Source organism: Achromobacter sp. HZ34, from assembly GCF_002209485.1.
Lineage (GTDB): Bacteria > Pseudomonadota > Gammaproteobacteria > Burkholderiales > Burkholderiaceae_B > Bordetella_C.
The window spans coordinates 324,430-349,501 of record NZ_NJIX01000001.1; the positions used below are offsets into that span (position 1 = coordinate 324,430).

Annotated in this window: 21 protein-coding genes; 6 read left to right on the plus strand and 15 right to left on the minus strand. The window is 65.2% G+C overall.

Annotation, left to right across the window (positions count from 1 at the left end):
- Nucleotides 1-63 precede the first annotated feature (63 nt).
- Nucleotides 64-789: a class II aldolase/adducin family protein gene (locus tag CEY05_RS01360; protein WP_088595603.1), complete on the plus strand. Its 726-nt coding sequence runs from the start codon at nucleotides 64-66 to the stop codon at nucleotides 787-789.
- 121 nt (nucleotides 790-910) lie between these two features.
- Here the strand turns inward: CEY05_RS01360 and CEY05_RS01365 are convergent, their stop codons facing one another.
- From CEY05_RS01365 to CEY05_RS01375, 3 genes are all read right to left on the minus strand, one after another.
- Nucleotides 911-1,699, minus strand: coding sequence for an IclR family transcriptional regulator (locus CEY05_RS01365; protein ID WP_088595604.1), 789 nt, complete (start codon nucleotides 1,697-1,699; stop codon nucleotides 911-913).
- A gap of 401 nt (nucleotides 1,700-2,100) precedes the next feature.
- Nucleotides 2,101-3,534: an ergothioneine biosynthesis protein EgtB gene (locus tag CEY05_RS01370; RefSeq protein WP_233161300.1), complete on the minus strand. Its 1,434-nt coding sequence runs from the start codon at nucleotides 3,532-3,534 to the stop codon at nucleotides 2,101-2,103.
- A gap of 212 nt (nucleotides 3,535-3,746) precedes the next feature.
- Nucleotides 3,747-4,625, minus strand: a complete 879-nt coding sequence (locus CEY05_RS01375; protein ID WP_088595605.1) for an ATP-binding cassette domain-containing protein — start codon at nucleotides 4,623-4,625, stop codon at nucleotides 3,747-3,749.
- A gap of 616 nt (nucleotides 4,626-5,241) precedes the next feature.
- On the opposite strand from CEY05_RS01375, the gene CEY05_RS01380 reads away from it, so the two are divergent.
- Nucleotides 5,242-6,210 carry a hypothetical protein gene (locus CEY05_RS01380; protein WP_088595606.1) on the plus strand — a complete coding sequence of 323 codons (969 nt, stop codon included), beginning with the start codon at nucleotides 5,242-5,244 and terminating at the stop codon, nucleotides 6,208-6,210.
- Nucleotides 6,211-6,333: 123 nt separating this feature from the next.
- Nucleotides 6,334-6,927: a nitroreductase family protein gene (locus CEY05_RS01385; protein ID WP_088595607.1), complete on the plus strand. Its 594-nt coding sequence runs from the start codon at nucleotides 6,334-6,336 to the stop codon at nucleotides 6,925-6,927.
- A 29-nt stretch (nucleotides 6,928-6,956) separates the two neighbouring features.
- On the opposite strand, the gene CEY05_RS01390 is transcribed toward CEY05_RS01385, so the two are convergent.
- The 12 genes from CEY05_RS01390 to CEY05_RS01445 form a co-directional block, all read right to left on the minus strand.
- A complete protein-coding gene (locus CEY05_RS01390; RefSeq protein ID WP_088595608.1) occupies nucleotides 6,957-7,733 on the minus strand; it encodes an ABC transporter permease in 777 nt (258 codons plus the stop codon).
- Nucleotides 7,720-8,547, minus strand: coding sequence for an ABC transporter ATP-binding protein (locus tag CEY05_RS01395; protein WP_088595609.1), 828 nt, complete (start codon nucleotides 8,545-8,547; stop codon nucleotides 7,720-7,722). The genes CEY05_RS01390 and CEY05_RS01395 overlap by 14 nt, the downstream gene beginning before the upstream one ends.
- On the minus strand, nucleotides 8,544-9,836 hold the full coding sequence (locus CEY05_RS01400; RefSeq protein ID WP_088595610.1) for an acyl-CoA thioester hydrolase/BAAT C-terminal domain-containing protein: 1,293 nt from the start codon (nucleotides 9,834-9,836) through the stop codon (nucleotides 8,544-8,546). Before CEY05_RS01400 ends, CEY05_RS01395 begins: the two co-directional genes overlap by 4 nt.
- The gene (locus CEY05_RS01405; protein ID WP_088595611.1) at nucleotides 9,833-10,906 is read right to left on the minus strand and encodes an ABC transporter substrate-binding protein; all 1,074 of its coding nucleotides are present in this window, start codon (nucleotides 10,904-10,906) and stop codon (nucleotides 9,833-9,835) included. Before CEY05_RS01405 ends, CEY05_RS01400 begins: the two co-directional genes overlap by 4 nt.
- Before the next feature lie 23 nt (nucleotides 10,907-10,929).
- Nucleotides 10,930-12,444, minus strand: coding sequence for a class I adenylate-forming enzyme family protein (locus CEY05_RS01410; protein WP_088595612.1), 1,515 nt, complete (start codon nucleotides 12,442-12,444; stop codon nucleotides 10,930-10,932).
- An 8-nt stretch (nucleotides 12,445-12,452) separates the two neighbouring features.
- Nucleotides 12,453-12,899 carry a PaaI family thioesterase gene (locus CEY05_RS01415; protein WP_088595613.1) on the minus strand — a complete coding sequence of 149 codons (447 nt, stop codon included), beginning with the start codon at nucleotides 12,897-12,899 and terminating at the stop codon, nucleotides 12,453-12,455.
- Nucleotides 12,900-12,986: 87 nt separating this feature from the next.
- Nucleotides 12,987-13,994 carry a zinc-binding dehydrogenase gene (locus tag CEY05_RS01420; protein WP_198952648.1) on the minus strand — a complete coding sequence of 336 codons (1,008 nt, stop codon included), beginning with the start codon at nucleotides 13,992-13,994 and terminating at the stop codon, nucleotides 12,987-12,989.
- A gap of 75 nt (nucleotides 13,995-14,069) precedes the next feature.
- Entirely contained in the window at nucleotides 14,070-15,056 is a 987-nt protein-coding gene (locus CEY05_RS01425) for an ABC transporter substrate-binding protein (RefSeq protein ID WP_088595615.1), read from the minus strand.
- 40 nt (nucleotides 15,057-15,096) lie between these two features.
- A complete protein-coding gene (locus tag CEY05_RS01430; RefSeq protein WP_088595616.1) occupies nucleotides 15,097-15,942 on the minus strand; it encodes an ABC transporter permease in 846 nt (281 codons plus the stop codon).
- On the minus strand, nucleotides 15,939-16,685 hold the full coding sequence (locus tag CEY05_RS01435) for an ABC transporter ATP-binding protein (protein WP_088595617.1): 747 nt from the start codon (nucleotides 16,683-16,685) through the stop codon (nucleotides 15,939-15,941). The genes CEY05_RS01430 and CEY05_RS01435 overlap by 4 nt, the downstream gene beginning before the upstream one ends.
- A complete protein-coding gene (locus tag CEY05_RS01440) occupies nucleotides 16,682-17,413 on the minus strand; it encodes a GntR family transcriptional regulator (RefSeq protein WP_088595618.1) in 732 nt (243 codons plus the stop codon). Before CEY05_RS01440 ends, CEY05_RS01435 begins: the two co-directional genes overlap by 4 nt.
- Nucleotides 17,414-17,712: 299 nt before the next feature.
- Nucleotides 17,713-19,044 (minus strand): PAS domain-containing methyl-accepting chemotaxis protein, encoded by a 1,332-nt coding sequence (locus CEY05_RS01445; protein ID WP_088595619.1) that lies wholly within the window; start codon nucleotides 19,042-19,044, stop codon nucleotides 17,713-17,715.
- A 452-nt stretch (nucleotides 19,045-19,496) separates the two neighbouring features.
- On the opposite strand from CEY05_RS01445, the gene CEY05_RS01450 reads away from it, so the two are divergent.
- The 3 genes from CEY05_RS01450 (at nucleotide 19,497) to CEY05_RS01460 (ending at nucleotide 25,072) form a co-directional block, all read left to right on the plus strand.
- Nucleotides 19,497-22,949, plus strand: coding sequence for an autotransporter domain-containing protein (locus tag CEY05_RS01450; RefSeq protein WP_088595620.1), 3,453 nt, complete (start codon nucleotides 19,497-19,499; stop codon nucleotides 22,947-22,949).
- 235 nt (nucleotides 22,950-23,184) lie between these two features.
- Nucleotides 23,185-23,940 carry a hypothetical protein gene (locus CEY05_RS01455; protein WP_143220248.1) on the plus strand — a complete coding sequence of 252 codons (756 nt, stop codon included), beginning with the start codon at nucleotides 23,185-23,187 and terminating at the stop codon, nucleotides 23,938-23,940.
- 148 nt (nucleotides 23,941-24,088) lie between these two features.
- Nucleotides 24,089-25,072, plus strand: a complete 984-nt coding sequence (locus tag CEY05_RS01460) for a tripartite tricarboxylate transporter substrate binding protein (protein ID WP_158219230.1) — start codon at nucleotides 24,089-24,091, stop codon at nucleotides 25,070-25,072.

Genomic DNA, 25,072 nt, shown 5'->3' on the forward strand with positions numbered 1-25,072 from the left:
AACCCTGATTCCGTGACTGACTTCCCTTAATTGATACTCTCGTCTTTCCGTGTGGAGTTCCCGATGGATGCCCCCTTGAATGCCGAAGCGAAAGTGCGTTTTGAACTGGCCGCCCTGTACCGGCTGGTCGCGCATTTCCGTATGACCGATATCATCGATACCCATATCAGCGCGCGCGTGCCCGGCCGCGAGGATCACTTCCTGATCAACCGCTACGGTGTGTTGTTCCACGAGATGCAGCCGGAGGACCTGGTCAAGATCGACGTCGAAGGCAACCCGGTCGATCCGGGCGATGAGGAAACCAACAAGGTCAACGCCGCGGGTTTCACCATCCACTCCGCCATCCATATGGCGCGCCATGACCTGGCCTGCGTGGTGCATACCCATACCGCCGACGGCATGGCCGTGTCGTGCCAGGAAGAGGGGTTGTTGCCCATTACCCAGCATGCCTTGAAGTTCTATGAACGGCTGGGATATCACGACTACCAGGGCATCGCGCTGGACCTGGAGGAAAGGGAAAGCCTGGTGAATGACCTGGGCACCCACAAGGCCATGATCCTGCGCAATCACGGTTTGCTGGCGGCGGGGTCGACGGTGGCGGAAGCCTTCGTCAACATCTACTACCTGGAGCGTTCCTGCCAGGCGCAGATCAAGGCGCAGTCGGCCGGCGGCAAGATCATTTATCCGCCCAAGGCGGTGTGCGAGCGCACGCGGGGGCAGTACGAGCGGCCGACGTCGCTGGACTACTGCAATCGTGTGTGGACGGCGGCGCTGCGCTTGATCGAATAGCGGCTTGAGGGATCCGTCATGTGCACGGATCCGCGCCGGGCAAGCTTTAGGACGCTGTATTACTGGGCGCCGCAGCTACGGGCGCCGCCGCTGCGCGCGCCGCCGCTGCGCGCCGTGTGGCTCAGGCCATGCCCACCTTGCCGCTCAAGGCGCGCGCCGTGGTCATGATCAAGGGCGCGTATTGCTTGGCGAAGTTTTCTATTGTCCAGTCCGAGGTCAGCCCGGCCAGTTGTATCGTGGCGATGGGTTGCTGCCGGTGGTCGAGGATGGCGGCGGCGATGTTCAATTCGCCGATCTGGCTTTCCTCGGCGGCCACGGCGTAGCCGTCCTGCCGTGCCTGCTCCACGTATTCGCGGATTCGCGCCGAATCGCGCGTGGTCTTCGGCGTGGAGGGTATCGACCTGCGCGGCATGGCTTCCGACCGCAGGATGATGTCCTCCATCTGCTCCGGCGTCAGGTGCGCCATGATGGAGCGCCCGCCCGCGGTCTGCACCGTGGGCAATTGGCGTCCGACCAAGGTGCTGCTGAAGGTCTGGCGCTTGGTCTGGCGGCGTAGCGCGAAGATGATGTAGAGGTCGTTGAACAGGCTCAGTTCGACCCGTTCGCCGGTTTCCTGCTGCAACTGGACTACCAGGGGCGTGGCGCGCTCCAGCAGCGGCACGCTGCGCATGTAGTCGAAGGTGCGCTGCAGGATTTTCTTGCCGGGCGTGAAGCCTTTGCCGCCGGCGCCGCGTTCCAGATAGCCCAGGCTGACCAGCGTATGCGCCATGCGCTGCGTCGTGCTGCGGTCGAAGCCGGTCATTTCCATCAATTCGTTCATGCTCATGATGGTGGGATGGTGCTCGAAGGCTTCAAGCAGCTCCAGGCCTTTGGCGAGCGACTGGACGAAGAGGGGGTCGGGGCGGGACATAAAGTGACGGGCGCCGGGGTCGGGAAGCCGGCTATTCTGATTGATAAGTGGGATTATGGTACTTCATATTAATACCTCGGTGGTGTAGTTCGCGCGGTGCGTTAACGCTGCTGCATTCGCGGGGAGGTTTTTGGTTTGCCCGCTGACGCGGCCAAACCGAGTTCGCCAGTTTGTTTTGAGTTCGCCCGCTGACGCGGGCGAATTCGCTGGTCGAATGGCCTTTAGCCTCGACCGTTGCAGCCATCGCGGCAAGCCCAGCCAGCCCAGCCACTCCAGCCACTCCAGCCAGCCCAGCCAGCCCAGCTCAGACCGGCCCGGAGCGAGGTTGGCTCGGGCCAAGTTCAGGGGAGAACAGTCCCCGCGTAAGGGGGGCGCGTCGGGCGGGCCATGACGGCCGCACGTTACGCGTCGCGAGCCAGGCGCAGGCCGGTGAATTGCCAGCGGGCGGCAGGGGGGAAGAAATTGCGGTAGGTGGGGCGGGTGTGGCCCGCGGGCGTGGCGATGCTGCCGCCGCGCAGGACCAGCTGGCCAACCATGAACTTGCCGTTGTATTCCGCGGCGGCGCCGTTCAAGGGCTTGAAACCGGGATAAGGGTCGTAGGACGAGCGGGTCCATTGCCAGACATGCCCCGAGGCCTGCAGGAAGCCGGGCAAGGACGACGCCGCTTCCCATTCGAACTCCGTCGGCAGGCGGGCATCGGCCCACGCGGCATAGGCGGCCGCTTCGTACAGGCTCAATTGCGCCACCGGCTCGTTTGGATCGAGCGGGAGCAAGCCTCCCAGCCCGAATACGTGGGTGCCCTGCAGGCCACGGGTACGCAGGCGCGCGTCGCCGTCCAGCAGCCAATAGGCAGGCGCCTGCCATTCCTGGGCACGTACGGTGGCCCAGCCGTCGGACAGCCAGAACTCGGCCCGCTGATACCCGCCGTCCTCGATGAAACGGGCGTAGTCGCCACAGGTGACGAGGCGGTTCGCAATGGCATAAGGATGCAGATAAGCCGCATGGCGGGGCCGTTCGTTATCGAAGGCAAACCCGACCGCCGGATCGGCATGATGGCCGACTTCAACCATCCCACCAGGATGTCGCAGCCACTGCAACGGCGCGCTCGCTGCCGCCGCGGCAGCGGAGCCGGATGCACCTGCCCCAGCCTCCGCAGCACCAGCACCAGCACCAGCGTGTGCGCCACCGACGAAGGGACTGGCGCTAGCATCGCGTGTGGCGCCAGCGGCACCATCAGCGCCGGCACCTACGATCGAAAGCGCAGGGGGAGAGCCGGTCGATGCAGCCGCGGTAACGGGAGCGTTCAACGCGCTGGTGGCGCGATAGGCCGGGAATACGGGATTGCGGGAGAAGGCATGCAGGATGTCGGTCAGCAGCAGTTCCTGGTGCTGCTGTTCATGATGCAGGCCCAGTTCAAGCATGGGTGCAAGCGCGGCCAGGACAGACACGTCGGCGGAGTCCAGCAGGGCCACCATGCCTTCGTCCACATGGCGGCGATAAGCCAGGACCTGGTCTTGCGACGGCCGCGTCAGCATGCCGCGTTCAGGGCGGGCATGGCGGGGCCCCAGGGCTTCGTAATAGGAATTGAAGAGATAGGGAAAGTGCGGGTCGAACAGCGTGTAGGCGGGATCGTGTTCGCGCAGTACCAGGGTCTCGAAAAACCAGGTGGTATGCGCCAGATGCCATTTCGTCGGACTGGCATCGGGCATGGACTGCACGCATTGGTCTTCGGCGGACAAGGGCTCGGCCAGGGCCAGGCTATGTGCACGCACGGCCTCAAACGCGGCGCGCAGGGAATCGCGCGAGGAAGGCTGTTCTAGGCGGGACGAGGACATCGGAATCGGCAACTCCTGGAATCGGGCTATGCGGCCGGCGCAGCAGGGCAGGAAAGCGGCAATGTCCGCAAGCGGCGCGCCTGGCCTGGTACGGCATCGTGTAAGACACGGGCGCGCCAGGTCGTTTGACCATCATAACGCCGTGAAGCGTGGCGCTGGATTGATGCCGAGCCATGGGGCGCCAGTCTACTGTGCAAGCGCACACCCCCAACTCAAGGCAGCGGCTGTATGTACTCGTCTATCAACGTCTGCGCTTCGGCGTAGGCAGGTGCCAACATGGGAACGCCCGCGCTGTCGGCAGCCCCCGACACATCGGCAGCATTCGATGCCGCCAAGGGACGCGTCGCCACGACCGGAAGAGACGTCGCGGACAACGCCGTCACCGACGTCAGCACCGGCGCCGGCAGCGGCATCGAGCCCAGATCCAGGGCGCTAGCCAACAATTCCGATACCCCATCCACCAGCAGATAGCTGCGATCCGCCACCTCCGCCGGGAAATCCGGATTCAGCTCCGTAAACAGAATGCTATAGCCCAGCGCCTTGAGCGCGGTAACCGTACGCCCCATGGTGCGCGCAGCAGCCCCTGGCAACCCCGCGCAGATCTGGTCGAACAACAGCAGATTAGCCCCGCTGCGCAACACGCGCGCCAACGCCAGCATCTGCTGCTCCGCTTCGTCCAGGTTCACCCCAGGCGCGGCGCGCGCACGGCGCAATGCGGGAAACAGTTCATAGATGTCCGTCAAGGACAGGCCGCCGCCCAGCACGCCCTCCAGAGGCAGCGGCAACAGCAGATTCTCCTCGCAGGTCATGCCCGCGATCAGGTCGGGCCGGGCCGGGCAGGCCGCCACGCCCAGATGGCTGACGGCATAGGCATCCATTCCGATCGATTCGACCCCGTGTATCAGCACGGAACCGGTGCGTGCGCGATTGTGGCCCAGCACCGCCCGCAAGGTCGCGGTGAGTTCAGCTTCCTGCCTGCCCAGCAGCGCCACCGCTTCGCCGGTATCCACGCGCAGGTTCACCCCATTCAGGATGGGGTTGCGGCTCTCGCTCGCCTGCAAACCGGTGATCTCCAGTGCGGGAAGCGTCATGGCGGCTCCTTTTGGAAAACAGCAAGGCGGTGGTAATCCGGGGGACCACCGTTCGACGTAAGACTTTGCAGCTTATGGCAAGTCTGCGACGCAGACACCTAGGGATTTCGCCCGGTAATGAAATGTTCGGCATGAATCAGCCGTCAGGGTTGCAAGCGCCAGTGAGATCGGTATCAGGAAATTTCTCATCACCGGCAGGCCGCGATCTTCACGGCGTGGCGGAAATCGCGCGCACCAGAGGGCTTTTCCCACGCCATATCGCGGCGCGCGGCCATAGGCCGGCCTCGGCTCGCTCACTAGACTCCGATTCATACATATGACTCTTGGGAGTACCGATGGTGAATCAAGCCACTACTGCCGCCCCACTGGCGCATACGGCTGCGCTGTGCGTTGCCACATCCCGCAATCCGGAGCGCGATGCCCCCATCGACATGGGTGCTCATGTCCTGGCCTCAGCGAGCGCCCAGGCGAATCCGGTACGGCGTAGCGCGAATGCGCGCGATCCCCGCCTGATGGCGTTGGGGGGACCGCGGGCAAAACAGCGGGTGCACATCGAGAAGGTAGCGCCTTGCGCTTTGCTGCGTGCCACCGTTATTGAATCAACGAGCAGACAGGTATGACTATGAACATGAAAATCGGCAGCAGCCATGGTTCCGACAACCGCAACGTCCAACCTGGATCCGCAGCGACGGCGACGCCCAGCGATGCGGGGGAGTTGGCGGGTGGCGCGCGGTTCCGGCCGGAAACCGACAGTGGCAAAACCAAGGCACAAGATCGCCACCGGCTGGGTGGTGGAGCACTGCACTCCTTTGTGAGTCGAATCGCCAAGGGCGTGAAGGCCTTGCCTGTTGTCAGGATTCTCAAGGGAGGGGCCGCGCGTACGCATCCAGCCAATCCCGCGGATGAACTGAACAAGTTGCGGCAGGCAACGTTGGCCTCGCATGGTCCGATGCGGCCGACCACCACCAACCCGTCGCTGGCAGAGGCATCGCTTGCGCCTGCCTCGCAGAGCATGCAGCCGTCGCCGGCAGATGTTCCGCCCGCGCCTCCGCCTCAGGCCCTGAAGCCCGCACGTCCTGCGCCGCCTCCACCGCCCCCGGCGCATCTGAAGCCGCGGCTGGCCGATGCAGCGCCGCCCGTCGATACGAGCGCAGCCACAGCGCCCGATCCGGAAGTCCTTGCGCTGCGCAAGCAGATAGATGACCTGCAGGCGGAATTGGCGCGGATGAAGCAACTGATGGCCCAATCCAGCGCCATGCCGAGTGCGGCGGCACCATCAGCCCCACCGCCGCCGCCGGCCGACCTGATGACGCGACCGATCAAGCCTGCGCAAGGGTCCCAGTCTTCCCTTGCTTCGCTGAACGATGATGGCAACGCATCCCAAGGCGACGGCGAGGGCACCCAGCCCGCGAAGCTGAAGCCTGTGCTGTCAGATGCCCAGATAGCGTTCAACGCCGAACTAAGCGAGAGACTCGCCGCGAGAAGGCGGAAGCAGGAATCCGCCGAGGCAGTTTCTTCGGAGACCAGTGCGGGGAACACCGGTTCCGTTTCCGGCAGCAGCCGTTCTCGCAGCGATGACGAGTAGCGATGACGGGTAGCACGCACTGGTTATCAGCTTATGAGGAACGCGTCGTCCACGTCCGCCAGGGATTTTCCAACCCTGCATTAACATTGACCCTCGTCATTCATACGCAGTCGAGGATCTTATATGGGCAAGCACACCCGCAAAGCTGAACACCCCATTTCCGAAATCTTCCTGGAACGCTGGTCGCCCCGCGCCTACACCGGCGAGGAGATTTCGGAAGCCGCCTTGCTCACCATCCTGGAAGCCGCCCGCTGGGCGCCTTCCGCCTACAACATGCAGCCCTGGCGTTTCATCTATGCGCGCAAGGGCACGGCGCACTGGGATCGCCTGCTGGCCACGCTCAATGAGTTCAACCAGAGCTGGGCGCGCAATGCATCGGCGCTGGTCGTGGTGGTGTCCGCCGAAAACGGCACGCCGCCGGGCAAGGACCAGCCCGTGCCGAATGCCTCGCACAGCTTCGACACCGGCGCGGCATGGGGTTTCCTGGCACTGCAGGCCAGCCTGGAGGGATGGCAGGCCCACGGCATGGCCGGCATCGATCGCGACAAGGCGCGGATCGATCTGGGCGTGCCCGCCGGCTACCGCATCGAAGCGGCGGTCGCCATCGGCAAACCGGGCGACAAGAGCACGCTGCCTGAAGCCCTGCAGGCCCGCGAGGTGTACAGCCCGCGCCAGCCGCTGGCCAATATCGCGGCGGAAGGCAAGTTCAGCTTCTAAGCAGCAGGATTCCGGGCCGTCCGCGGCCCTCACGCATCGCCCGAATGCGTCTTTTCCCAGAACACGACCCGCCGATGCAGGGCGCGCATCAGCAGCGATCCAGTCAAGCCTATGACCGCCAGCAGGATGACCCCGGCGAACATCGTCGACAGGCTCATGCTGACCGATGCGGACGCGATCATATAGCCCAGCCCCTGCTGGGCCGACAGGAACTCGCCCACCACCGCGCCGATCAAGGCCAGCGACACACCGATCTGCAAGCCGGAGAAAATATCCCCCGCCGCCGCCGGCAACTTGACGTGCAGCAGCAGATAGCTGCGCGACGCCGAGAACGCGCGGCACGCATCCAGCAAGTCGCGGTCGGTGCGGTTGATGCCGTTGACCGTGTTGACGAACAGCGGAAAGAAGCAAACCAGCGCCACCAGCACCACCTTGGACGCCATGCCGAACCCGAACCACACCAGGATGATGGGTCCCAGGGCCACCTTGGGCGTGGCCTGCAGGCCGATCAGCACCGGATAGCAGAAGCGTTCGAAGGTGCGCGATTCCGCCAGCAGGGCGCCCAGCAGCACCGCCAGGACGCAGCCGATGGCATAGCCCGCGAAGGTCTCGCCCAGGGTGGTGCCGATATGCGGCCACAGCGTGCCGGTGGCGAAGCCATCGACCAGCGCATGCCACACGCTGGCCGGCGTGGGCAGCAGATAATCCGGGATCTTCAACAGGATGATGGCGAAGTGCCAGAGCGCCACCAGCACGGCGAGGCTGATCAGCGGATAAAGAAAGTCGGTGAAATCAAGACGCTTCATGAGTGAAATGGCGGCGCAGGTGATGGCAGGCGGCATTGAAAGCCGCGTCGCCCAGGGTTTCGAGCGTGCGCGGGCGCGGCAGCTCGGGACGATAGTCCTCGATGAAACGGCCCGGACGGGGCGACATCACCAGGATGCGATCGGCCAGGAACACCGCTTCCGGAATGCTGTGCGTGATGAACAGCACGGACTTGCGCTGCTGGCTCCAGATGCGTTGCAGCTCCAGGGTCAGCGCCTCGCGGGTCAGCGCGTCCAGGGCGGCGAAGGGCTCGTCCATCAACAGCACATCGGGATCGGGCAGCAACATGCGGGCGATGCCCACGCGTTGCTGCATGCCGCCGGACAGCTCGCCCGGGTAATTGCTTTCGAAACCGTTCAGGCCGACCAGCTTCAGCAGCGCCGCCGCGCGCTCGCGCGCCGCCTCCTTGGGCAGACCCAAGGTGGTGGCGGGCAGCAGCACATTGTCCAGCACGGTTTTCCAGGGCAGCAGCAGCGGCTTCTGGAACACCACGCCGGTGCGGCGGCTGGGCTTGAGCACAGGCTCGCCCCCCAGCGTCAAGGTGCCCGTGGTGGGCGCCAGCAGGCCGGAGGCCAGCTTCAGCAAGGTGGACTTGCCGCAGCCTGAGGGTCCGAGCACCGCTACGAACTCACCAGAGTCTATGTCCAGGTCCACCGGGCCCAGCGCATGGATGGCGCCGCGGCGGGTCGGGTAGGTGAGCGTGACATCCCTGAGGTTCAAGGAACCATGTCCCGCGGACACGGCGCCGGGCACCGCGCCACCAGGGGCGCTTGCTTGCGGTCGTGCGACGCTCATGCACTGGCCTCCGCCAGGAAGTCCAGCGCCGCCTGCCAGGACTGCCTGTTGGCCTGGGCATTGGCCTGCGCCGTGCCGCCGCCGGTCAGCACGACGCCGGCCACGGGATGCGGCTTGGCGATCTGGGTGGTGGGCGCGTTGGGCAAGCCGATGGCATGTCCCGCGCCTTCACCCTTGACGTGGCGATAGGGCCAGCGATGGCCGCTGGCGCGCAAGGCATCGACGATCTGGTCGCTGTACAGGGAAGAGGGCCAGAAGCCGTCATCGGTGCCGGAGATCAACAGCACCGGTCCCTTGACCTGCTCCACGGGAATACGTGCCGCTGCCACCGCGTCGGCGTTGCGCAGCGCGGTGAGGAAGGCGGGGGCCTGGCGCACCGGCTGGCCGTCGGCGGGTACCTGATTGAACGCGGACCAGTCCACATCGGGATTGTTCTGCCAGACATTGGGCAAGGGCTTGCCCTGCCAGGTCCAGACCGGCGAATCGGGCGCTTCTCCCGGCCGGCCGGCGCGCAGCGTGCCGTGCACGACGATGCTGGGCACATAGGCGATCACGGCATCGATCAGCGCGGGGAAGCGCGTGGCCAGCAGCAGGGACAGTTCGCCGCCACGCGATTGGCCCGTGATGGCGACGAAGCCATTGCGCGGCGCCAGCTCGGCGCGTACCCATTGCAGCGCGCGTTCGAAGTATTCCAGCGGCGTGCCGGAAATATGGTCCGGCAGGCCGGGTGCCTTGAAATATCCCAAGGCGAAAGCCGTGTAGCCATGCGCAGCCCACTGCGCCGCGCGTTGCAGCGGAATGCCGCCGCCCGAACCGTTCATCACCACGATGACGGGATGGGGACCCGCGCCGGCCGCCGTGAAGACGCTGCCCACGATGCCATCGACGTTGACATCACGGCGGCTGACGCCGTCGACCACATAGCGCTGCACGAATTCGGCCTGCGCCGTCGCGCCGTCCGCGCCCCGTGCCTGGACGGTAGTGGTCACCGGCTCGACGCCATCGGAACGCGCGGGATCGGTCGCGGGCTGCACGCGGCGCATGGACCACACCAGGGCCATGGCATCCGCTTCGCGCCAGTCGCCGGCGGTGGGGGCCTGGCGGCCAAGGTCGATACGGCCGTCGGCGTCCGCGGTCAGGGTGGCCTCGCTACGCCAGACGCTGCCGTCGGGCTGGCGCTGTTCCGCGCTCAGCTGCACCGGGCCGGCGCCGAAGCCGGCCAGGACGATGCTGCGTGCGACGTCCAGGGACGCGTCACGCGGGGTGATCTGTATGGTGGGCTGGCTCATTTTGCTTCCCGTGCCTTGGCGCGCACCGCGTCGGCGTCGAACTGATTGATCTGGGCGATGTATTCGTTGGAGAAGATCTTGTCCACGGGCACATCGGCCGACGGATATTCCTTGGCCTTGGCCATGGCTTCGATGCCGGCCTTGATGGCCTTCAGGTCATACTGGCCGGGCACGCGCGGCTGGCCCGCGGGGGTGTGCAGCACGCGCTTGAGACGATTGCTCAGCAGCGTGATGGAATCGGCCAGGGCTTTCGCTTCGTCGCCCGACGGCTTGGATTGCGGATTGGCGCGCCAGAAGGCCTGCACGCAGAATGTGGGATTGGCTTCGCAGGCGACCTGGCCCTTGGTGTAGGCGCGCGCGAAACGCACCATCAGGTCCGGATGATCGCGGAAGGTATCGGTGTGGGCGATGAAGCCGTTGCCGGCGGTCTCGTCGAACACCGCCGGATAGGCGATGCGGCGGATCGGCGTGCCGGACAATTCCAGCTGGTCGTCCCAGCTGCTGTTGAAATTGAGCGCGTCGACCTGATGCGTCTTCAGCGCCTGGAAGCCCGCGGCCAGGGCACCGACGGCCACGTAGTTGACGTTGACGCCAGGCTCCAGCCCGGCCGTGCGCAGCGCCGCGCGGCCGCCGGGGATGGTGCCCCAGGTCAGCGCGCCCACGCCTATTTTCTTGCCCTTGAGATCCTCGATGGTCTTGACGGGCGAATCGGCCAGCACGGCGAATTCCATCGTGTTGGCCGGCACGCCGTTATAGAAGTAGCGCAGCGGCAGGATGTCCTTGCCGGTGAAGTAGCTGGAGATCACCGGTTCCGAGGTGGGATAGCCGAAGGTGACGCGCTTGGCGGCCACTTGTGGCAGCAGGGCGCCGGCGCCCTGGAACACGATGGTCTTGACCGACAGGTTCTCTTCCTTGAAGAAGCCCAGTTCCTCGGCCGCGGCATAGGGCGCGCCGTCATGCACGGCGGGCGGGATGGCCAGCGCCACGGTGACGTCGTCCAGCGCCAGGGCGGGGGCGGCTGCCGTGGCCAGGGCCAGCGCGGCGAAAAGGGAGGTAAGGCGAATACGCATGGTGGGGATCCTGATCCGTTGGATTATTGTTGCTGGTTGCTTGCGGCGGCCATGCGATTGGCCGCGTCACGCAGCAGGAAGGCGCGGTCGATCTTGTTGGTGGAGGCCAGCGGCAGGGCATCGATGAACCACACCTGGCGCGGATGCTGGTACGCCGGGGCGTTCTCCAGGGCATAGCGTTTGATCTCTTCCGCGGTGGCGTGCTGGCCCGGACGCAGGACGATATAGGCGACCGGCTTCTGGCCCTTGATGTCGTCCTCGACCGGCACCACGCTGGCCTGCTGTACGGCCGGATGATGTTCCAGCATCTTTTCCACCTCACCGGGATAGATGTTTTCACCGCCGCTGACGAACATATCATCGCGCCGGCCGACGAAGTAGTAGAAACCTTGCTCGTCGTGGCGGAATACGTCGCCCGTGGAATAGAAACCGTCCGGCGTGAAGGGCGTGGCGATGTCGGGCCGCTGGTGATAGCCCAGCATCAGGCCGGGACTCTTCATCTCCAGGATGCCTTGTTCCGGGCCGTCGGCGGGACCGCGCGCCAGGCGCAGCGATACCGCGGGGTGCGGGTAGCCCACCGACATGGGCGGCGTGGGTATCTTGTCCGGATGCGGGCCGAACACCACCGGGCCGCCTTCGGTCGTGCCGTAGGCATTGATCACCTTGGCATTGGGCAGCATGGCGTGGATCTGCGCCAGCAGGCTGGCGCTGACGGGCGCCGAGCCCATGCGGATCACCTTCACCGATGACAGGTCGGTACGGGCCAGCAGCGCGTGTTCGCGCAGCATCATGGCGATCATGGGCGGCACGGCGGTGAGCCAAGTGCAGCGATAGCGGCCGATGCACTGGATGTAGGCGGCGGCGGTGAATTGCGGCAGCAGCACCGTGGTGGCATGGCTGGCCAGCGACAGCTGTATCAGCGCCAGGGCATTCATGTGGTACAGCGGCGCGGCGATGAGGGCGCGCTCGGCCTCCAGCGGCGTGGCCTGGCGGCGCATCTGCACGGTCCACAGATGGCTGGCGTGGGACAGGCGCACGCCCTTGGGCTTGCCGGTGGAGCCGGACGTGTACAGCATCAGCGCCACGTCTTCGGGCTGCACGGTGACGTCCGGCGTCGGGCCGGGGCGGAGGAAATCGAGGAAGGGCTCGCCGTCCAGGGGGATGGCGCGCAGGTCCGCCGGCAGCGCATTGCGGCGGGCATGGTCGTAGAAGACGATGCGGGCACCGCTGTCCTGCAGCACATAGGCGATGGTCGCCGGCGGGAACTTGAAGTTCAAGGGCACGGCAATCAGCCCGGCGCGCATGATGCCCAGCAGCGTGGCGACATAACGCACCGAATTGGCGGCCAGGATGGCGACGCGGTCGCCGGGCTGGCCGCCGTCTTGCAGCAGCGCCCGCGCCACGCCATCGGCCATCGCTTCCAGCTCGCCATAGGTGCAGGGCGATTCATTCAGCGCAAGGTCGACGCCCAGCAGCGCGACGCGCGCCGGGTCGGCGGACGGATCGATGACACGGCCCAGGTTCTGCGGCGTATACATGGTGGACCTCAGGCCTTGGCTGCCGTTGCCGCGGGAGCAGGCGCGGCGGTGGAGTACACCCCGCGGCCGCTGGCCACCAGCTTGCCGTCGTTGTCGAACACTTGCGCTTCGGCCACCGACAGTTGCGAGCCGAACTTGATGACCTTGCCCTTGGCGCGCAGGTCACCCGGCATGGCGGCGCGGTGGTAGTCCACGCGCAGGTCCACGGTGGGCACGCCCCGGCCGGTCTTGGACACCAGGGCCCAGTCGGCGGTCAGGTCGACCAGGGCCGCCAGGATGCCGCCGTGGGTGTAACGCTTGTCGGGGTTGACGACCCACTCTTCGCGCCAGCGCGCGGACAGTTCGATCTCGCCTTCGCTGACGGACAGGACTTCGATGCCCAGCCATTGGTGATAGGGGCCGCGCAGCAGCTTGGCCTGGATGTCTTCTTTGGTGGGGAGGGTGGTTTCGCTCATTTGCGTTCCTGGAAAGTCTTGGTCGGCGCCGGCACGGGCCAGCGTCGGAAAAAGTCGGCAACGCCGGCAGCGGCCGGCGCCACATCATCATCGAGGGTTGACGATGACCTTGCCCAGCACTTCGCGGTCGCGGATCAACGCCAGGCCGTCGGCGGCGCCTTCCAGCGGCACGGCACGGTCGATCACCGGCTTGACGCTGCCGTCGGCGACCATCTGCAGCAGGGCCTTCAGGTCTTCATCGTAGAAGCTGTTGGAGCCCTTGATGTTGAGCTCGAAGCTCCACACGTAGCGCAGGTCTTCCTTCGGATCGTGGCCGGCGGTGGCGCCGCAGACCAGCAGGGTGCCGCCGCGCTTGAGGCACTTGATCGACGGCAGCCACGTATCGCCGCCGGTGAAGTTGATCACCACGTCCACGCCGCCTTCGAAATTGCGGCGCTGGGGCTTGCCGTATTCGGCGATGGCCCACTTGGAAAAATCGGTGGTGCGATAGTTGATGACGTGGTCGGCGCCCAGTTCCTTCAGGCGCGCCAGCTTCTCGTCGCTGCCGGCGCAGGCGATGACTTCGGCACCCAGCAGCTTGGCCAGGATGACGCAGGCGGTGCCCACGCCGCCGCTGGCGCCCAGCACGACCACGCGGTCGCCGGCCTTGACCGTCTTGTGCGTGATCAGCATGCGGTGCGCGGTGCCGTAGGCCACGGGCAGGGCGGCGGCGTCGTCATAGCTGACCTTGGCGGGCAGGGCGATCAGCTGGGGGGCCGACACCAGGCAGTATTCGGCCATGCCGCCGTCGAGCATTTCGCCCATCAGGCCTTTGCCTTTGTTCAGCGGGTTGACCAGCACGCGATCGCCCACCTTCCAGCCTTCCACGCCGGCGCCGACTTCGGTGATTTCACCGGCCATGTCCAGGCCGATGACCACCGGCAGCGGCACCTTGATGCCGGGCATGCCCTGCACGGTGAACACGTCGTGATAGTTGAAGGACGATGCGCCCACGCGGATGACGACGTGGCCTTCGGTGGCGGTGGGCCTGGCTTTGTCGGTGACGACCTGCAGTTTTTCCAGGCCGCCGTGTTCGTTCAGGACTAGTGCTTTCATGGTGTTGCTCATTGTCTGTTCCTCGCTTCCTAATAGCTTGGTGGTGGAATGGGTATGCGCCGATGCTTCAGGCGATCACTTCAGGGTCTTGGCTTGCTGGTACGGACCCGTCACGAAAATATCGGCGGGCAACTGGCCTTTCACCAGGCCGCTTTCCGCGAACACCTGGTGTTGGCGCTTCAGGGTGTCGATGTCGGCCGTTTCGAACGACACGCGGTTCATGTCCTGCCATTGGCCGGCATAGACCTTGGCGTCGGCTTCGGGCAGGTTGGCGGACTTCTGCAGGATCTTGACGACGTCGTCGCGATGGTCGTTGCCCCAGGCCAGGGTATTGCGCAGGCCCGCGATGACGTGGGCGACGGTGTCCGGATGCTGCGCGACGAAGTCGCTGCGCACCGCGCCGATGCCGATATAGGGCACCGAATCCGATTTGGTCAGCTTCTTCCATTCGTCGGCGAAGGAGCCCAGGCGCGTGACTTTCAAGTCGGTCAACTGGGCGACCGTGACGGAGCGCAGCGCCGCGGCGTCGACCTGCTTCTGCGCCAGGAACTGGGCCAGGCGCGATTCGTTGCCGCCTACCAGCGAAAAGTCATTGGCCTTGATGCCATGATTGCCGGCCAGCACGGCGCCGGCGATCACCGCGACCGAGCTGCCGGCCGGCGACATGCCTACCTTCTTGCCGCGCAGCTGGTCCAGCGACGTGATGGGCGAGCCTTCCGGCACGACGAATTGCACGTCGGCGGGCTGCGTGGCGGCGAAGATCTTGATGGGTACGCCTTCAGACGCGCTGCTGAACACGCCGGCAGCGGGAGCACCGAACGCCAGGTCTATGGAATTGGAGGCGAGCGCGCGCAAGGGAGCGTTGACGTCGGGGAACTTGATGAACTCGACGTCCAGGTTCTGTTGCTTGAGGAAATCCGTGGCTTCCAGCACCGAGCCGTAGCCCAGGCTGACGCCGCTGCTCCAGTAGCCGATGCGCACCTTGTCGGCGGCCTGGGCCGGACCCGCGGCGCCCAGGGCGAGGGCCAGCACGGTGGCGGGTAGATACTTGGTCCATTTCATGGCGAAACTCCTGGCGGTAAGGGATGAATTCAGGGCCGGGCTATACCGGTTTCCAACGGAACAGGCGGCGTTCGAGCGGCTTGAGCACGCCGCTTTCCAGCAGCAGCATCAACACCACCAGCAACAACGTCCAGGCGAACACCTGGTCGGTCTGTACCAGGTCTGCCGCCTGGCGCAGGCGGTAGCCGATGCCGTCGGACGAACCCAGCGTTTCGGCCACCAGCGATACGCGCCAGCCGAAGCCGAACGCAAGCCGCGCGCCGGAAAAGAAATACGGCAGGATGCTGGGCAGGTAGATCTTGCGCAGGATCTGCAGGCGCGTCATGCGGAAACTGCGGGCCAGGTCGACGTGCAGCTTGTCGACGTTCTGCGCACCTTGCCAGACATTGGTCAGGATCAGCGGCATGGCGGTCATGAACACCACGAATACCGTGGTGGCGTTCGAGATGCCGAACCAGATGATGGCGAAGACGGCCCAGATCGCCGACGAGATGGTGTTCATCACGGCCAGCAAGGGCTCGAATACCTGCGCCAGCGCCCGGCTGGAGCCCAGCGCCAGGCCCAGCGGCGTGCCGATCAGCGCCGCCAGGACGAAGCCGCACACCACGCGGTACATGGTCATGCCGATGTCGTGCAGGAAGGCGTCCGTCCGAGACAGGTTGCCCAGCGCGCGCAGCACGCGTTCCGGCCCGGGCAGGATGAAGGCCGGCGTGTGGCGGGCGGCCAGCCACCAGACCAGCACGAACGCGGCGGCCAGCACCGCGCGTTGCGCGATCAGTATCGGCAGCCGCAATCCTTTCCTTGCGTCGGCACGGGTTGGCGCGGCGGCGCCGCGCCGGACGTTCGCAGCGGGGCGTGCGGCGGTACCGGGAGTGCTCTGTTTCATTGGACCACCTTCATACGCAGCAGGCGTGTCTGTTCCGCGACGTCGCGATCCGTAGCCAGGCGCGGCCGCGCCAGCGGCACGTCGGCGATCTCGCGTACGCGGCCGGGCCGCGGTTCCAGCAGGACGATGCGATCGGCCAGGATCACGGCCTCTTCGACGTCGTGCGTGACGAAGAGGATGGTGGTGTTCTTCATGGCCTGGATGCGCAGCAATTCTTCGTGCATCTGCGTGCGGGTCTGCGGGTCGAGCTTGGAGAAAGGTTCGTCCATCAGCAGGATTTCCGGTTCGATCACCAGGCTGCGCGCCAGGGCGGCGCGGCTGCGCATGCCGCCGGACAGCTGATGCGGCCAGGCCTGCGCGAAGCTTTGCAGGCCCACCATCTCCAGCACGGCGTCGGCGCGGCGGTGGCGTTCCGCCTTGGGTACATTCTGCGCTTCCAGGCCCAGTGTCACGTTGTCGCGGATGCTGCGCCACGGTAGCAGGCGGTCTTCCTGGAACAGATAGCCCAGCTTCTGCCAGTCGCGGAAGCGGGCGGCGGGCTGGCCGCAGATTTCCAGATCGCCGTCGTCGGCGCTTTCCAGGCCGGAGACGATGTTCAGCAGCGTGCTCTTGCCGCAGCCGGAGGCGCCCAGCAGGGCGACGATCTCGCCGCGGCCGACGGCGAAGGAAATATCGCGCAGCACTTCCAGGTCGCCGAAGTGCTTGTTCAGGTGGCGCACACGTACGGCATCGTTGGCGGTCATCGGCGGGCTCCCGCATCAGGGTGGACGGGAATGGCGGCGCCGGTCTGCGCCAGGCTGGCGTAGAGCTTTTCCAGCGTCATGGCCTGGAACGTCTCGATGTGACGGCGGGCGATCAGTTCGACGCGCTTGCAATCGCCTTCGGCGAACGCGTCGATCATGGCGTTGTGGTCGTGCTTGATCTCGGGCTTGGTCTTTTGCACGCCGAAGCCCAGCGCCACCAGGCGCGACATTTCATCGAGCAGCGTGGTCAGCGATTTATGCAGGCGCTCGTTGCCGCTGGCTGCCGCGATGGCCAGGTGGAAGGCCTTGTTGGCGTCCATGAAGACATCGATCTGGTCGTTCAGCTTCAGCACAGGATGCTGCAGGCGGCACGCCGCTTCGAGTTCGCGCAGCAGGCCCAGGTCGACACGGCCCACGGCCAGGCGCGCCGCCAGAGGTTCCAGCTGGACGCGCAGGGTGAAAACTTCCTCGACGTCGCGCAGCGTGATGGGCGAGATCTGGTAGCCCTTGCGGGGACGCGAACGCACGAAACCTTCCTGCGCCAGCCGCACCAGCGCGATACGGCAGCTGGTCTTGCGGATGTCGTAAGCGGCCATCAGCTCGGGTTCGGTGACGAACGCCCCCGGCGCCAGGCGGCACGATATGACATCGCGCCGGATACGCTGGTAAGCATCGTCGCCGAAGCTGGTGGCAACGGCGGCAGGAAGCAATTCGAGAAGGTCAGTCATCGTCCGTGATCCACTTTGAACGTTGTACTGAGCAGCTCACAGAATCAGTGAGAGGCGAGCACAGGTTGATTCTAGGTAGACCGGGACGAAGGGAGAACTACGAAATTTCCCTAAGCTTATGCAAAATCGGGATAAGGAGGGCTGGGCTGCTCAGCGCTGCTGCAGCGCAAAAGCAAATCGATTCAACGACATGTCTGCCTGGTTGAGGGGCGATTGTGCGCCGCGATAAGGACATACCCGCGCCGCCTTCGCGAAGGCGTCCCCAAATGCTGCTGCTTCATCACGCCGGGCACGCCCGATCACTCAGGCCGCTTGTGCTCCAGTTCGCGGATGGCGGCATGGACGGTGGCGACGCCTTCGGTCTGCGCCTGGGCCGATTCAGCGATCTGCGTCATCAGGCCGCGCACCGCCGCCACCGACTCGGTCAACTGATGCATGGTTTCGCCGACGGAGCGCGCCTGGGCCTCTCCGCTGCTGATCTGTTGCACGGAATCGGAGATGAGGGTGGCGATGGCCTTGGCCGATTCCGCGCTGCGGTGGGCCAGGGCGCGCACTTCGCTGGCCACCACGCTGAAGCCGCGTCCTGCCTGTCCGGCGCGGGCCGCCTCGATGGCGGCGTTCAGGGCCAGCAGATTGGTCTGGAAGGCAATGCTGTCGAGCAGGGTGGTGATTTCGGAGATCTTGGATGACGCCTGCGTCAGCTCGGTCATGCGCTTCATCAGCGCGGCCACGTTGGCGCCGCCGACGTCGGCATTGCTGGCGGCGTCGCGCGTCAGCGCCTCGGCTTCGCTGGCCTGCGTGGCGTTGACCTGGACCACCTGGGCCATTTCCTGGACGGCGCGGGCCAGGGTCTGGGTGCTCTGGGTCTGGCGCGTGATGTCGGTGGCGTACTTGACCACCTTGAACGGGCGGCCGTTCATGTCGAGGATGGGGTTGTAGGTGGCCTGTATCCAGACTTCCTTGCCGTTCTTGCCGACGCGCCGGTAGATATTGGCGTCGAAATTGCCTGCCCGCAGCTTGCGCCAGAACTCCTTGTATTCCGCCGATTCGCGCAGACCCGGTTCGACGAACATGGCATGGTGGCGGCCGACGATCTCGTCGTACTCATAGCCCATGGACTGCAGGAAGCTGTCGTTCGCGTAGAGGATCACGCCATCCAGCGAGAACTCGATGACTGCCTGCGACTTGCTGATGGCCGCGATCTGCCCCTCCAGGTCTGCCTGGCGCAGCTTCTCGCCGGTGATGTCGGCGCCGTACTTGACGATGCGCGCGACCTTGCCGGCGCGGTCGATGATGGGGTTGTAGGTGGCCTGGATCCAGACTTCGCGGCCACCTTTGCCGATGCGCTTGTATTGGCCTGAATCGAATGTGCCTTCGCCCAGGCGCTGCCAGAACTCCTGGTAGTCGGGGCTGGCGCGTTCTTCCGGCGCCACCAGGATGCTGTGGTGGCGGCCCACGAGTTCATGCAACTCGTAGCCCATGGCGTTCAGGAAGTACTCGTTGGCATTGACGATGGTGCCGTCGGGGAGGAATTCGATGACGGCCTGGGACTGCGACAGCGCGTCCAGCTGGGCAGCCGCGGGTGCGCCCGGGCGACGAAAGCATTTAAGCAGATTCAGTGACTTGAGCATGGTTCCTCGACTAGTCCTGTTCGTAGCACATCGACGCTATGCCGGCATAAGGGCGGGCCCCGGAAGATGCCCGCGGCAGCGGTGAGTGTTTCGCGCCCCATTGCGCGGGCGATATATCGGACTCGATATATCCAGACCGTTTACGCCCTGTAGGGGACAGACTTAAGGGGGCGGGCATCGACCTTTACATCTCTACGAAATATCTCTGCTTTGTAGCAATTAATGTCTTTGGAGGCCCATGCTCCCGCCTATTTATTGCGAAAAATCTCAGTTTTGGGGAGATGGATTGACATTGTTGTAACTACAAATGCTTACATCCTTAACAAATCTTAGTCCGGCCCGTTAACGAAGTTGTATTCCGCGTGTTACGCGGCCGTAGACCTTCGCCCCGTTCCCCGCCTGGCGCCGATTTCGCCGACGAGAGGGGCGAACATTCAGGATGTAGTTCTCAGATGCCTGCCAACGCTGTTTGTTCCACTACCCAATTCCGCTTCACTCAAAAAACCCTTCCGCGTGCCATCGCCATTGCGCTGATGGTCGCGGGCTCCGCAGCCGCCGTGGCTGAGCCGGTCAATCCCAATGGTGGGGCGGGCGCCAACTCTTTCTTCGGGATCCACGCTGGTTCCGCGGGCGGCGACCCCGGCACGACGATCGGTGGCGTAAATGGTGATTCCGGTTCAGTGGGTACCGGTGCCGCTGACGCAGCTTCGAACACAGAACCCTTGGGTGGCAAGCCTTACGCCACAGGCGGCGCCTCCGGAGGTATGGGTGGTGCAGCGGAAGGGGTAACCAGTGGCGCCGGCGGCGGTGGCGGTGGCGCGACGACTCAAGTTTTCACCAACGGCTATGCCGGCGCCATCCTTGCCACCGGCGGCAGTGGCGGCAATGGCGGCGACGGCGCGGCTGATGCCGCGCCTCAAACTTTCTTCAGCAGCGGCGGCGGCGGTGGCGGCGGTGCCGCGGCGATGGTGGTGCAGGGTGCCAACGGTTCTGTGGACCTGCTGGGAGGCTCCGCCCTGCTTGGGGGCGTCGGCGGCAACGGCGGCTTGGGATTCATCGACACGTTCGCGGCAAGCGGTGGCGCTGGCGGCACGGGACTATCCGTCTCGGGTACCAACATTACCGTCGTGGTGGAGGACAGCGCGGTGGTCAGGGGCGGCGCCGGTGGAACGGGTGGGATGGCGGATTCGTCGCCTTCCTTCGGCATTGCAGGGAGTGGCGGCAAGGGCGGTGCCGGCATCACCATGAACAACGGGTATATCTCGGTCAGTCAGCTCGGCTCGGTCGTGGGGGGCGACGGCGGGGCAGGGGGCACTTACACAGGACTCGTTGGAAAGCAGACCGGGTTGGGCGGGGTCGGCATCCTCGGCCACGACCTGAACATATCCATCGCGGGTGCCGTTTCCGGCGGGCTTTCGGGAGACGGTGCGATTCGCGCTGAAGCGATCCTGCTGACGGGCGGCGTCAATCAGGTGACCATCGAACCGACCGCGCAGATCGCCGGTAATGTGGTGGCCGCCGGCACCAGCACGCTGCGGATCGCCTCTACGGTGGATCAGACGCTCGATGCCTCGATCTTCGGCGACTACGACACCCCCGCGCAATACCAGGGATTCACTACCTTCGAAAAAGTCTCGTCAGGCACCCTGACGCTGACGGGGACGACGAATTACCTGACGCCCTGGAACGTGCGCACCGGCACGCTTTCCATATCGTCCGACGGCGCGCTGGGTCCAGTCGGGGGTGATCTCACCTTGACCAACGGCACGCTCGAAGTCTCGGGCTCGGGGTTCACCAGCTATCGCAACGTGGCGCTCCAGAGCGTGGGGGGCGTGGTGCAGGTGGACAACGCGCTTGGCAATCTCGTCCTCGCGGGCGCGGTGTCCGGCCCGGGCGGGCTGCGGAAAACAGGCGACGGTACGCTCACGCTTTCTGGCACGAATAGCTACGCGGGCGGTACGCAGGTGGCGGCGGGTACGTTGGTCGGCAGCACATCCTCTGTCCGCGGGCCCGTGCAGGTTGACACCCTGGGGATGTTGCAGCTGGTGCAGGACACCGACGGCGAGCTCAGCGGATTCCTGGCGGGTACCGGTACGCTGGTCAAGGATGGCACGGGCCGGGTGACCCTGATCTATGACAACTCCAACTTTACCGGCACCACCTTCATCAGCGGCGGCGCGCTGAACGTCATCAACAACAGCCTGGGTGGCAACGTCACGGTGTACCCGCAGGGCACCTTGATGGGCGATGGCACCATCGTTGGAAACGTCTCGGTCTTCGGCAACGCGACACTGTCGCCGGGCAAGGACAAGCCGGGCACGCTGACCATTGGTGGCAATCTCGATCTGAAGACGGGGTCCACGCTGCGCATCCAGTCCGACTCCGATGGCCAGCATGCCAGCAAGGTCGTCGTCAACGGCTCGGCGACGCTGAATGGATCGGTCGCCTCGGTGGAAGCCAATGGCAACTATTCGACGGCCACCAACTACAGCATCCTCAGTGCTGTCGGCGGTATCACCGGCAGCTTCAGCAATGTCACCAGCAACCTGGCGTTCCTGCAACCCACCCTCGCCACCGTCGGCAACGATGTGACGCTGACCTTGGTGCGCAAGGAGGTTACCGATCCTGGCACCGATAACGGTGCTGGCGGCACCACGCCCACCGGCGGCGGTTCGACTGGCGGCGGTTCGACGGGCGGCGGTTCGACGGGCGGCGCTTCGGGTGGTGGCAGCACCGGCGGTTCGCGTCCGATGACCTTCGCCGATGCGGCCAACTCCCGTAACCAGCGTTCGGTGGCCAATGCGCTGGAAAGCCTGGGTTCGGGCAATGCCCTGTACCGCCAGATCGAGAACCTGGCCGATGGCCAGCCGCAGTCGGTGTTCAAGGCCCTGTCGGGTGAATCGCATGCGTCGACGGCGTCCACGCTGCGTACCGGCGCGGATACGGCACGCGCGCTGCCGCTGGAGCATTTCCGTTCCAACTTGAGCGCCAACCTGTTGGCCGGCGCCCCGACCGCACAGGCCGGCACCAGCGACATGGGTACCAATCTCAGTTCCTTGCCCAGTTCGTCGGCCAAGCCGATGTGGGCCCAGGTGTTCGGTACGTGGCAGACCTTCGGCGGTGGCGACGCGGCACGCGTGACGCAATCGACCTCGGGCCTGTTCGTCGGTGGCGACCAGGCGGTGGGGGGCGGATGGCGCGCGGGCGGGGCGCTGGGTTATAGCGAGACCCGCAGTCGCGCGGGCGAAGTCTCGTCCAGGGCCGATATCGACAACTACAGTGCCACGCTCTACGGCGGCCGCAGTTTCGCCGCGGGCGCGGGCAAGTTGAATTTCCTGGCGGGTGGCAGCTACACGTGGCATGACATCGACAGCCGTCGAAGCATCGACACCAGCGGCTTCGACCAGTCGCTGAAGTCGAACTACAGCGCCAGCACCAGCCAGCTGTTTACCGAGCTGGGCTACGCACTACCGGTCACGGGCGCGCTGACGCTGGAACCGTTCGCGGGCGTGGCATGGAGCGACATGCGCACCCGTGGCTTCTCGGAGTCGGGTGGATCGGCCGCGCTGAATGGCGAAGGCGACCGCAATACGCTGACCACCACCACGCTGGGCCTGCGTTCGCGCACGGCGTTCGCGCTGGGCAAGCTTGAAGGCACGCTGCGTGGCACGGTGGGCTGGCGCCATGCGTTCGGCGATGTGATCACGCACAGCCGGATGTCGTTCAACGGCAGCGATTCCTTCACGGTGGCGGGTGTTCCGCAGGCGCGTGACAGCGCGCTGGTGGAAGTGGCGGCCGATGTGGCCTTGTCGCGTAACGTGTCGCTGGGCCTGGCCTATGGCGGTGAGTTCGGCGGTGGCAACACGCAGAACTCGGGCATGCTCAACCTGGCCTGGAAGTTCTGAGCGTTCGCGTGGCAAAGCCGGGCGGCATCGTCCGGCGGTTTACGGACGTTTGACGGACGCTATCTTCTTGGTGCCGGCATGACGGCCGCGTCGTTTCCCTCTGGGGAGATGGCGCGGCCGTTTTGCTTTTGTGGGATGGCTGGCGCAGGCGAGGGCGAATTTTCCGGGGGCGTCGGGTGTTGCGGGTTGGCTCGGTTGCTGGCGTGCTGGAACCCCGCAAGGCGAACTGCTCCGTATGTTCATGCCGGAACTCTTGATGAATGGTGGATCCATGTCTTCTGTAATGCCTGCATCTTCGACGATGCATTCTCCCAAAACTTTTTTCCTTGTTCCCGGAATGGAGCGTGCTCCATTGCCTGAAGGTACCGCAAACATTGGCGTGCCGGCGGGCAGTTCACTTTCAGGCATCGAGATCGTCGACGTGAAACACGACGCGCTTCCCCGCGTATCGCGCGCGGTGCGCTTGCGGGAATGGATCTACAGATGCTTCCCGCGCTTCGCGGCATTTGTCGGCATCAAGCGCGCGCAGGAGCAGGGCCGCAATGAACTGGCGACGGCCTTGCGCGATACCGAGGAGATGCATCGGGTCACGATTAAAGCCTACGTGTGCCTGGTGGACCAGTTGGCCAGCGCGAGAAAACGGCTTGCCACGGTGACCAGCCAGCGAGATGAAGCGCAGCAGCAGAGTCGGGCGTGGCAGGCGGCGTATTCAAACTCGTGGGAAGGCTTTCTGACTGCCGAGATCGATCAAACGACGCCACTCGTCGCCGGGATGCGCGAGGCTGATTCCAAAGCCGACGCAGTCCCTCCAGATGCGGCGCTCGCTGACGCGAAGGGGACGGCCTGGGACTACGCGTACCTGACTTTCGCTGACTCGGATGATGAAGAACCGATGGCGTTTTCCGAGCCTGAGGAAGCCGCGCCGCCTGTCGCGCATGCCGATCCGGCACCGAGGATGGATGAGTCCTGGCACTGCATGCCCGTCGCCTGACGTGGCCTCCCTGGCCAAGACATAAGCTTAGAAGCGATTCGTCGTTCCGGCCGCCAAGACCGCCGCGCACACTAGCGAGCTTTCATCGGGCGCCGCAATTGCAAGGACGGGCAGCATGGACACTCTGGATCGACAACGACGACGGTTTTTGCAACGCCTTTCCCAAGGCGCGGCGCTCGCGGCGCTGCCAGGCTGGGCAGGTACGGCGACCGCTCAGACGGGCAGCAACTACCCCGCCGCGCCCGTGCGCGTACTGGTGCCGACCGCGGCGGGCGGCAGCCTGGACACGCTGGCCCGCCTGCTGGCCGGCCGGCTCGAGCAGGACTTCGGCCAGACCTTCGTGGTCGAAAACAAGCCGGGCGCCAATGGCAACTTGGCATTCGAGACTGCGACGCGCGCCACGCCTGATGGCTTGACGTTGCTGCTGGCTTCCGACGCAATCACCATAAACCCGTTCCTGTATAGCCAGGTCCACTACGATCCAGTGCGAGGCTATGCGCCCGTGTCCCTGGTTTGTACCGCCGCCCAGGTGCTGGTGGTGCATCCTGGTGTGCCGGCGCGCACCTTGACCGAATTCACCGAGTTGGCGCGTCAACGTGCGGCCGAAGGCCGTCCCTTGAACATCGCTTCGCCCGGCGCCGGCAGCGCCGGCCACCTTGCGGCGGTGCTGTACCAGCAACGCGCCAAGGTGAACTGGACCCATGTGCCGTACAAAGGAGGCGGTCCGGCCGTCGCCGATTTGCTCGGCGGCCATGTCGACGGGCTGTTCGTCACGCTGGCGTCGGCGGTGCCGCAGATCCAGGCCAAGGGCCTGGTGGCTTTAGCCGTCACCACGCCGACACGCTCGGTGGCCTTGCCCGACGTGCCGACGATTGCCGAAGCCGCTCTGCCCGGTTTCGATGTGACCAATTGGGAAGGCCTCTTTGCACCGCCGGGCACAGCGCCCGCCATCGTCGATGCATTGCAACAGCGGGTGGTGGCGGCAGCCAAGGATCGTGCCGTGCGCGAACGCCTGCTGGGGCTGGGTTTCGAACCGGTCGCCGGCGGTCCGGAGGTGTTGGCCAAGCTGGTGCGTGACAATACCGCCAAGTGGCAGACAGTCATCAAGCAGGCGAATATCCACTTGGAGTAA

Excerpts from the sequence above, each read along its gene's own strand:
- CEY05_RS01360 (WP_088595603.1), top strand. The coding sequence starts at position 64 with ATGGATGCCCCCTTGAATGCCGAAGCGAAAGTGCGTTTTGAACTGGCC.
- CEY05_RS01365 (WP_088595604.1), bottom strand. The coding sequence starts at position 1,699 with ATGTCCCGCCCCGACCCCCTCTTCGTCCAGTCGCTCGCCAAAGGCCTG.
- CEY05_RS01370 (WP_233161300.1), bottom strand. The coding sequence starts at position 3,534 with ATGTCCTCGTCCCGCCTAGAACAGCCTTCCTCGCGCGATTCCCTGCGC.
- CEY05_RS01375 (WP_088595605.1), bottom strand. The coding sequence starts at position 4,625 with ATGACGCTTCCCGCACTGGAGATCACCGGTTTGCAGGCGAGCGAGAGC.
- CEY05_RS01380 (WP_088595606.1), top strand. The coding sequence starts at position 5,242 with ATGACTATGAACATGAAAATCGGCAGCAGCCATGGTTCCGACAACCGC.
- CEY05_RS01385 (WP_088595607.1), top strand. The coding sequence starts at position 6,334 with ATGGGCAAGCACACCCGCAAAGCTGAACACCCCATTTCCGAAATCTTC.
- CEY05_RS01390 (WP_088595608.1), bottom strand. The coding sequence starts at position 7,733 with ATGAAGCGTCTTGATTTCACCGACTTTCTTTATCCGCTGATCAGCCTC.
- CEY05_RS01395 (WP_088595609.1), bottom strand. The coding sequence starts at position 8,547 with ATGAGCGTCGCACGACCGCAAGCAAGCGCCCCTGGTGGCGCGGTGCCC.
- CEY05_RS01400 (WP_088595610.1), bottom strand. The coding sequence starts at position 9,836 with ATGAGCCAGCCCACCATACAGATCACCCCGCGTGACGCGTCCCTGGAC.
- CEY05_RS01405 (WP_088595611.1), bottom strand. The coding sequence starts at position 10,906 with ATGCGTATTCGCCTTACCTCCCTTTTCGCCGCGCTGGCCCTGGCCACG.
- CEY05_RS01410 (WP_088595612.1), bottom strand. The coding sequence starts at position 12,444 with ATGTATACGCCGCAGAACCTGGGCCGTGTCATCGATCCGTCCGCCGAC.
- CEY05_RS01415 (WP_088595613.1), bottom strand. The coding sequence starts at position 12,899 with ATGAGCGAAACCACCCTCCCCACCAAAGAAGACATCCAGGCCAAGCTG.
- CEY05_RS01420 (WP_198952648.1), bottom strand. The coding sequence starts at position 13,994 with ATGAAAGCACTAGTCCTGAACGAACACGGCGGCCTGGAAAAACTGCAG.
- CEY05_RS01425 (WP_088595615.1), bottom strand. The coding sequence starts at position 15,056 with ATGAAATGGACCAAGTATCTACCCGCCACCGTGCTGGCCCTCGCCCTG.
- CEY05_RS01430 (WP_088595616.1), bottom strand. The coding sequence starts at position 15,942 with ATGAAACAGAGCACTCCCGGTACCGCCGCACGCCCCGCTGCGAACGTC.
- CEY05_RS01435 (WP_088595617.1), bottom strand. The coding sequence starts at position 16,685 with ATGACCGCCAACGATGCCGTACGTGTGCGCCACCTGAACAAGCACTTC.
- CEY05_RS01440 (WP_088595618.1), bottom strand. The coding sequence starts at position 17,413 with ATGACTGACCTTCTCGAATTGCTTCCTGCCGCCGTTGCCACCAGCTTC.
- CEY05_RS01445 (WP_088595619.1), bottom strand. The coding sequence starts at position 19,044 with ATGCTCAAGTCACTGAATCTGCTTAAATGCTTTCGTCGCCCGGGCGCA.
- CEY05_RS01450 (WP_088595620.1), top strand. The coding sequence starts at position 19,497 with ATGCCTGCCAACGCTGTTTGTTCCACTACCCAATTCCGCTTCACTCAA.
- CEY05_RS01455 (WP_143220248.1), top strand. The coding sequence starts at position 23,185 with ATGTTCATGCCGGAACTCTTGATGAATGGTGGATCCATGTCTTCTGTA.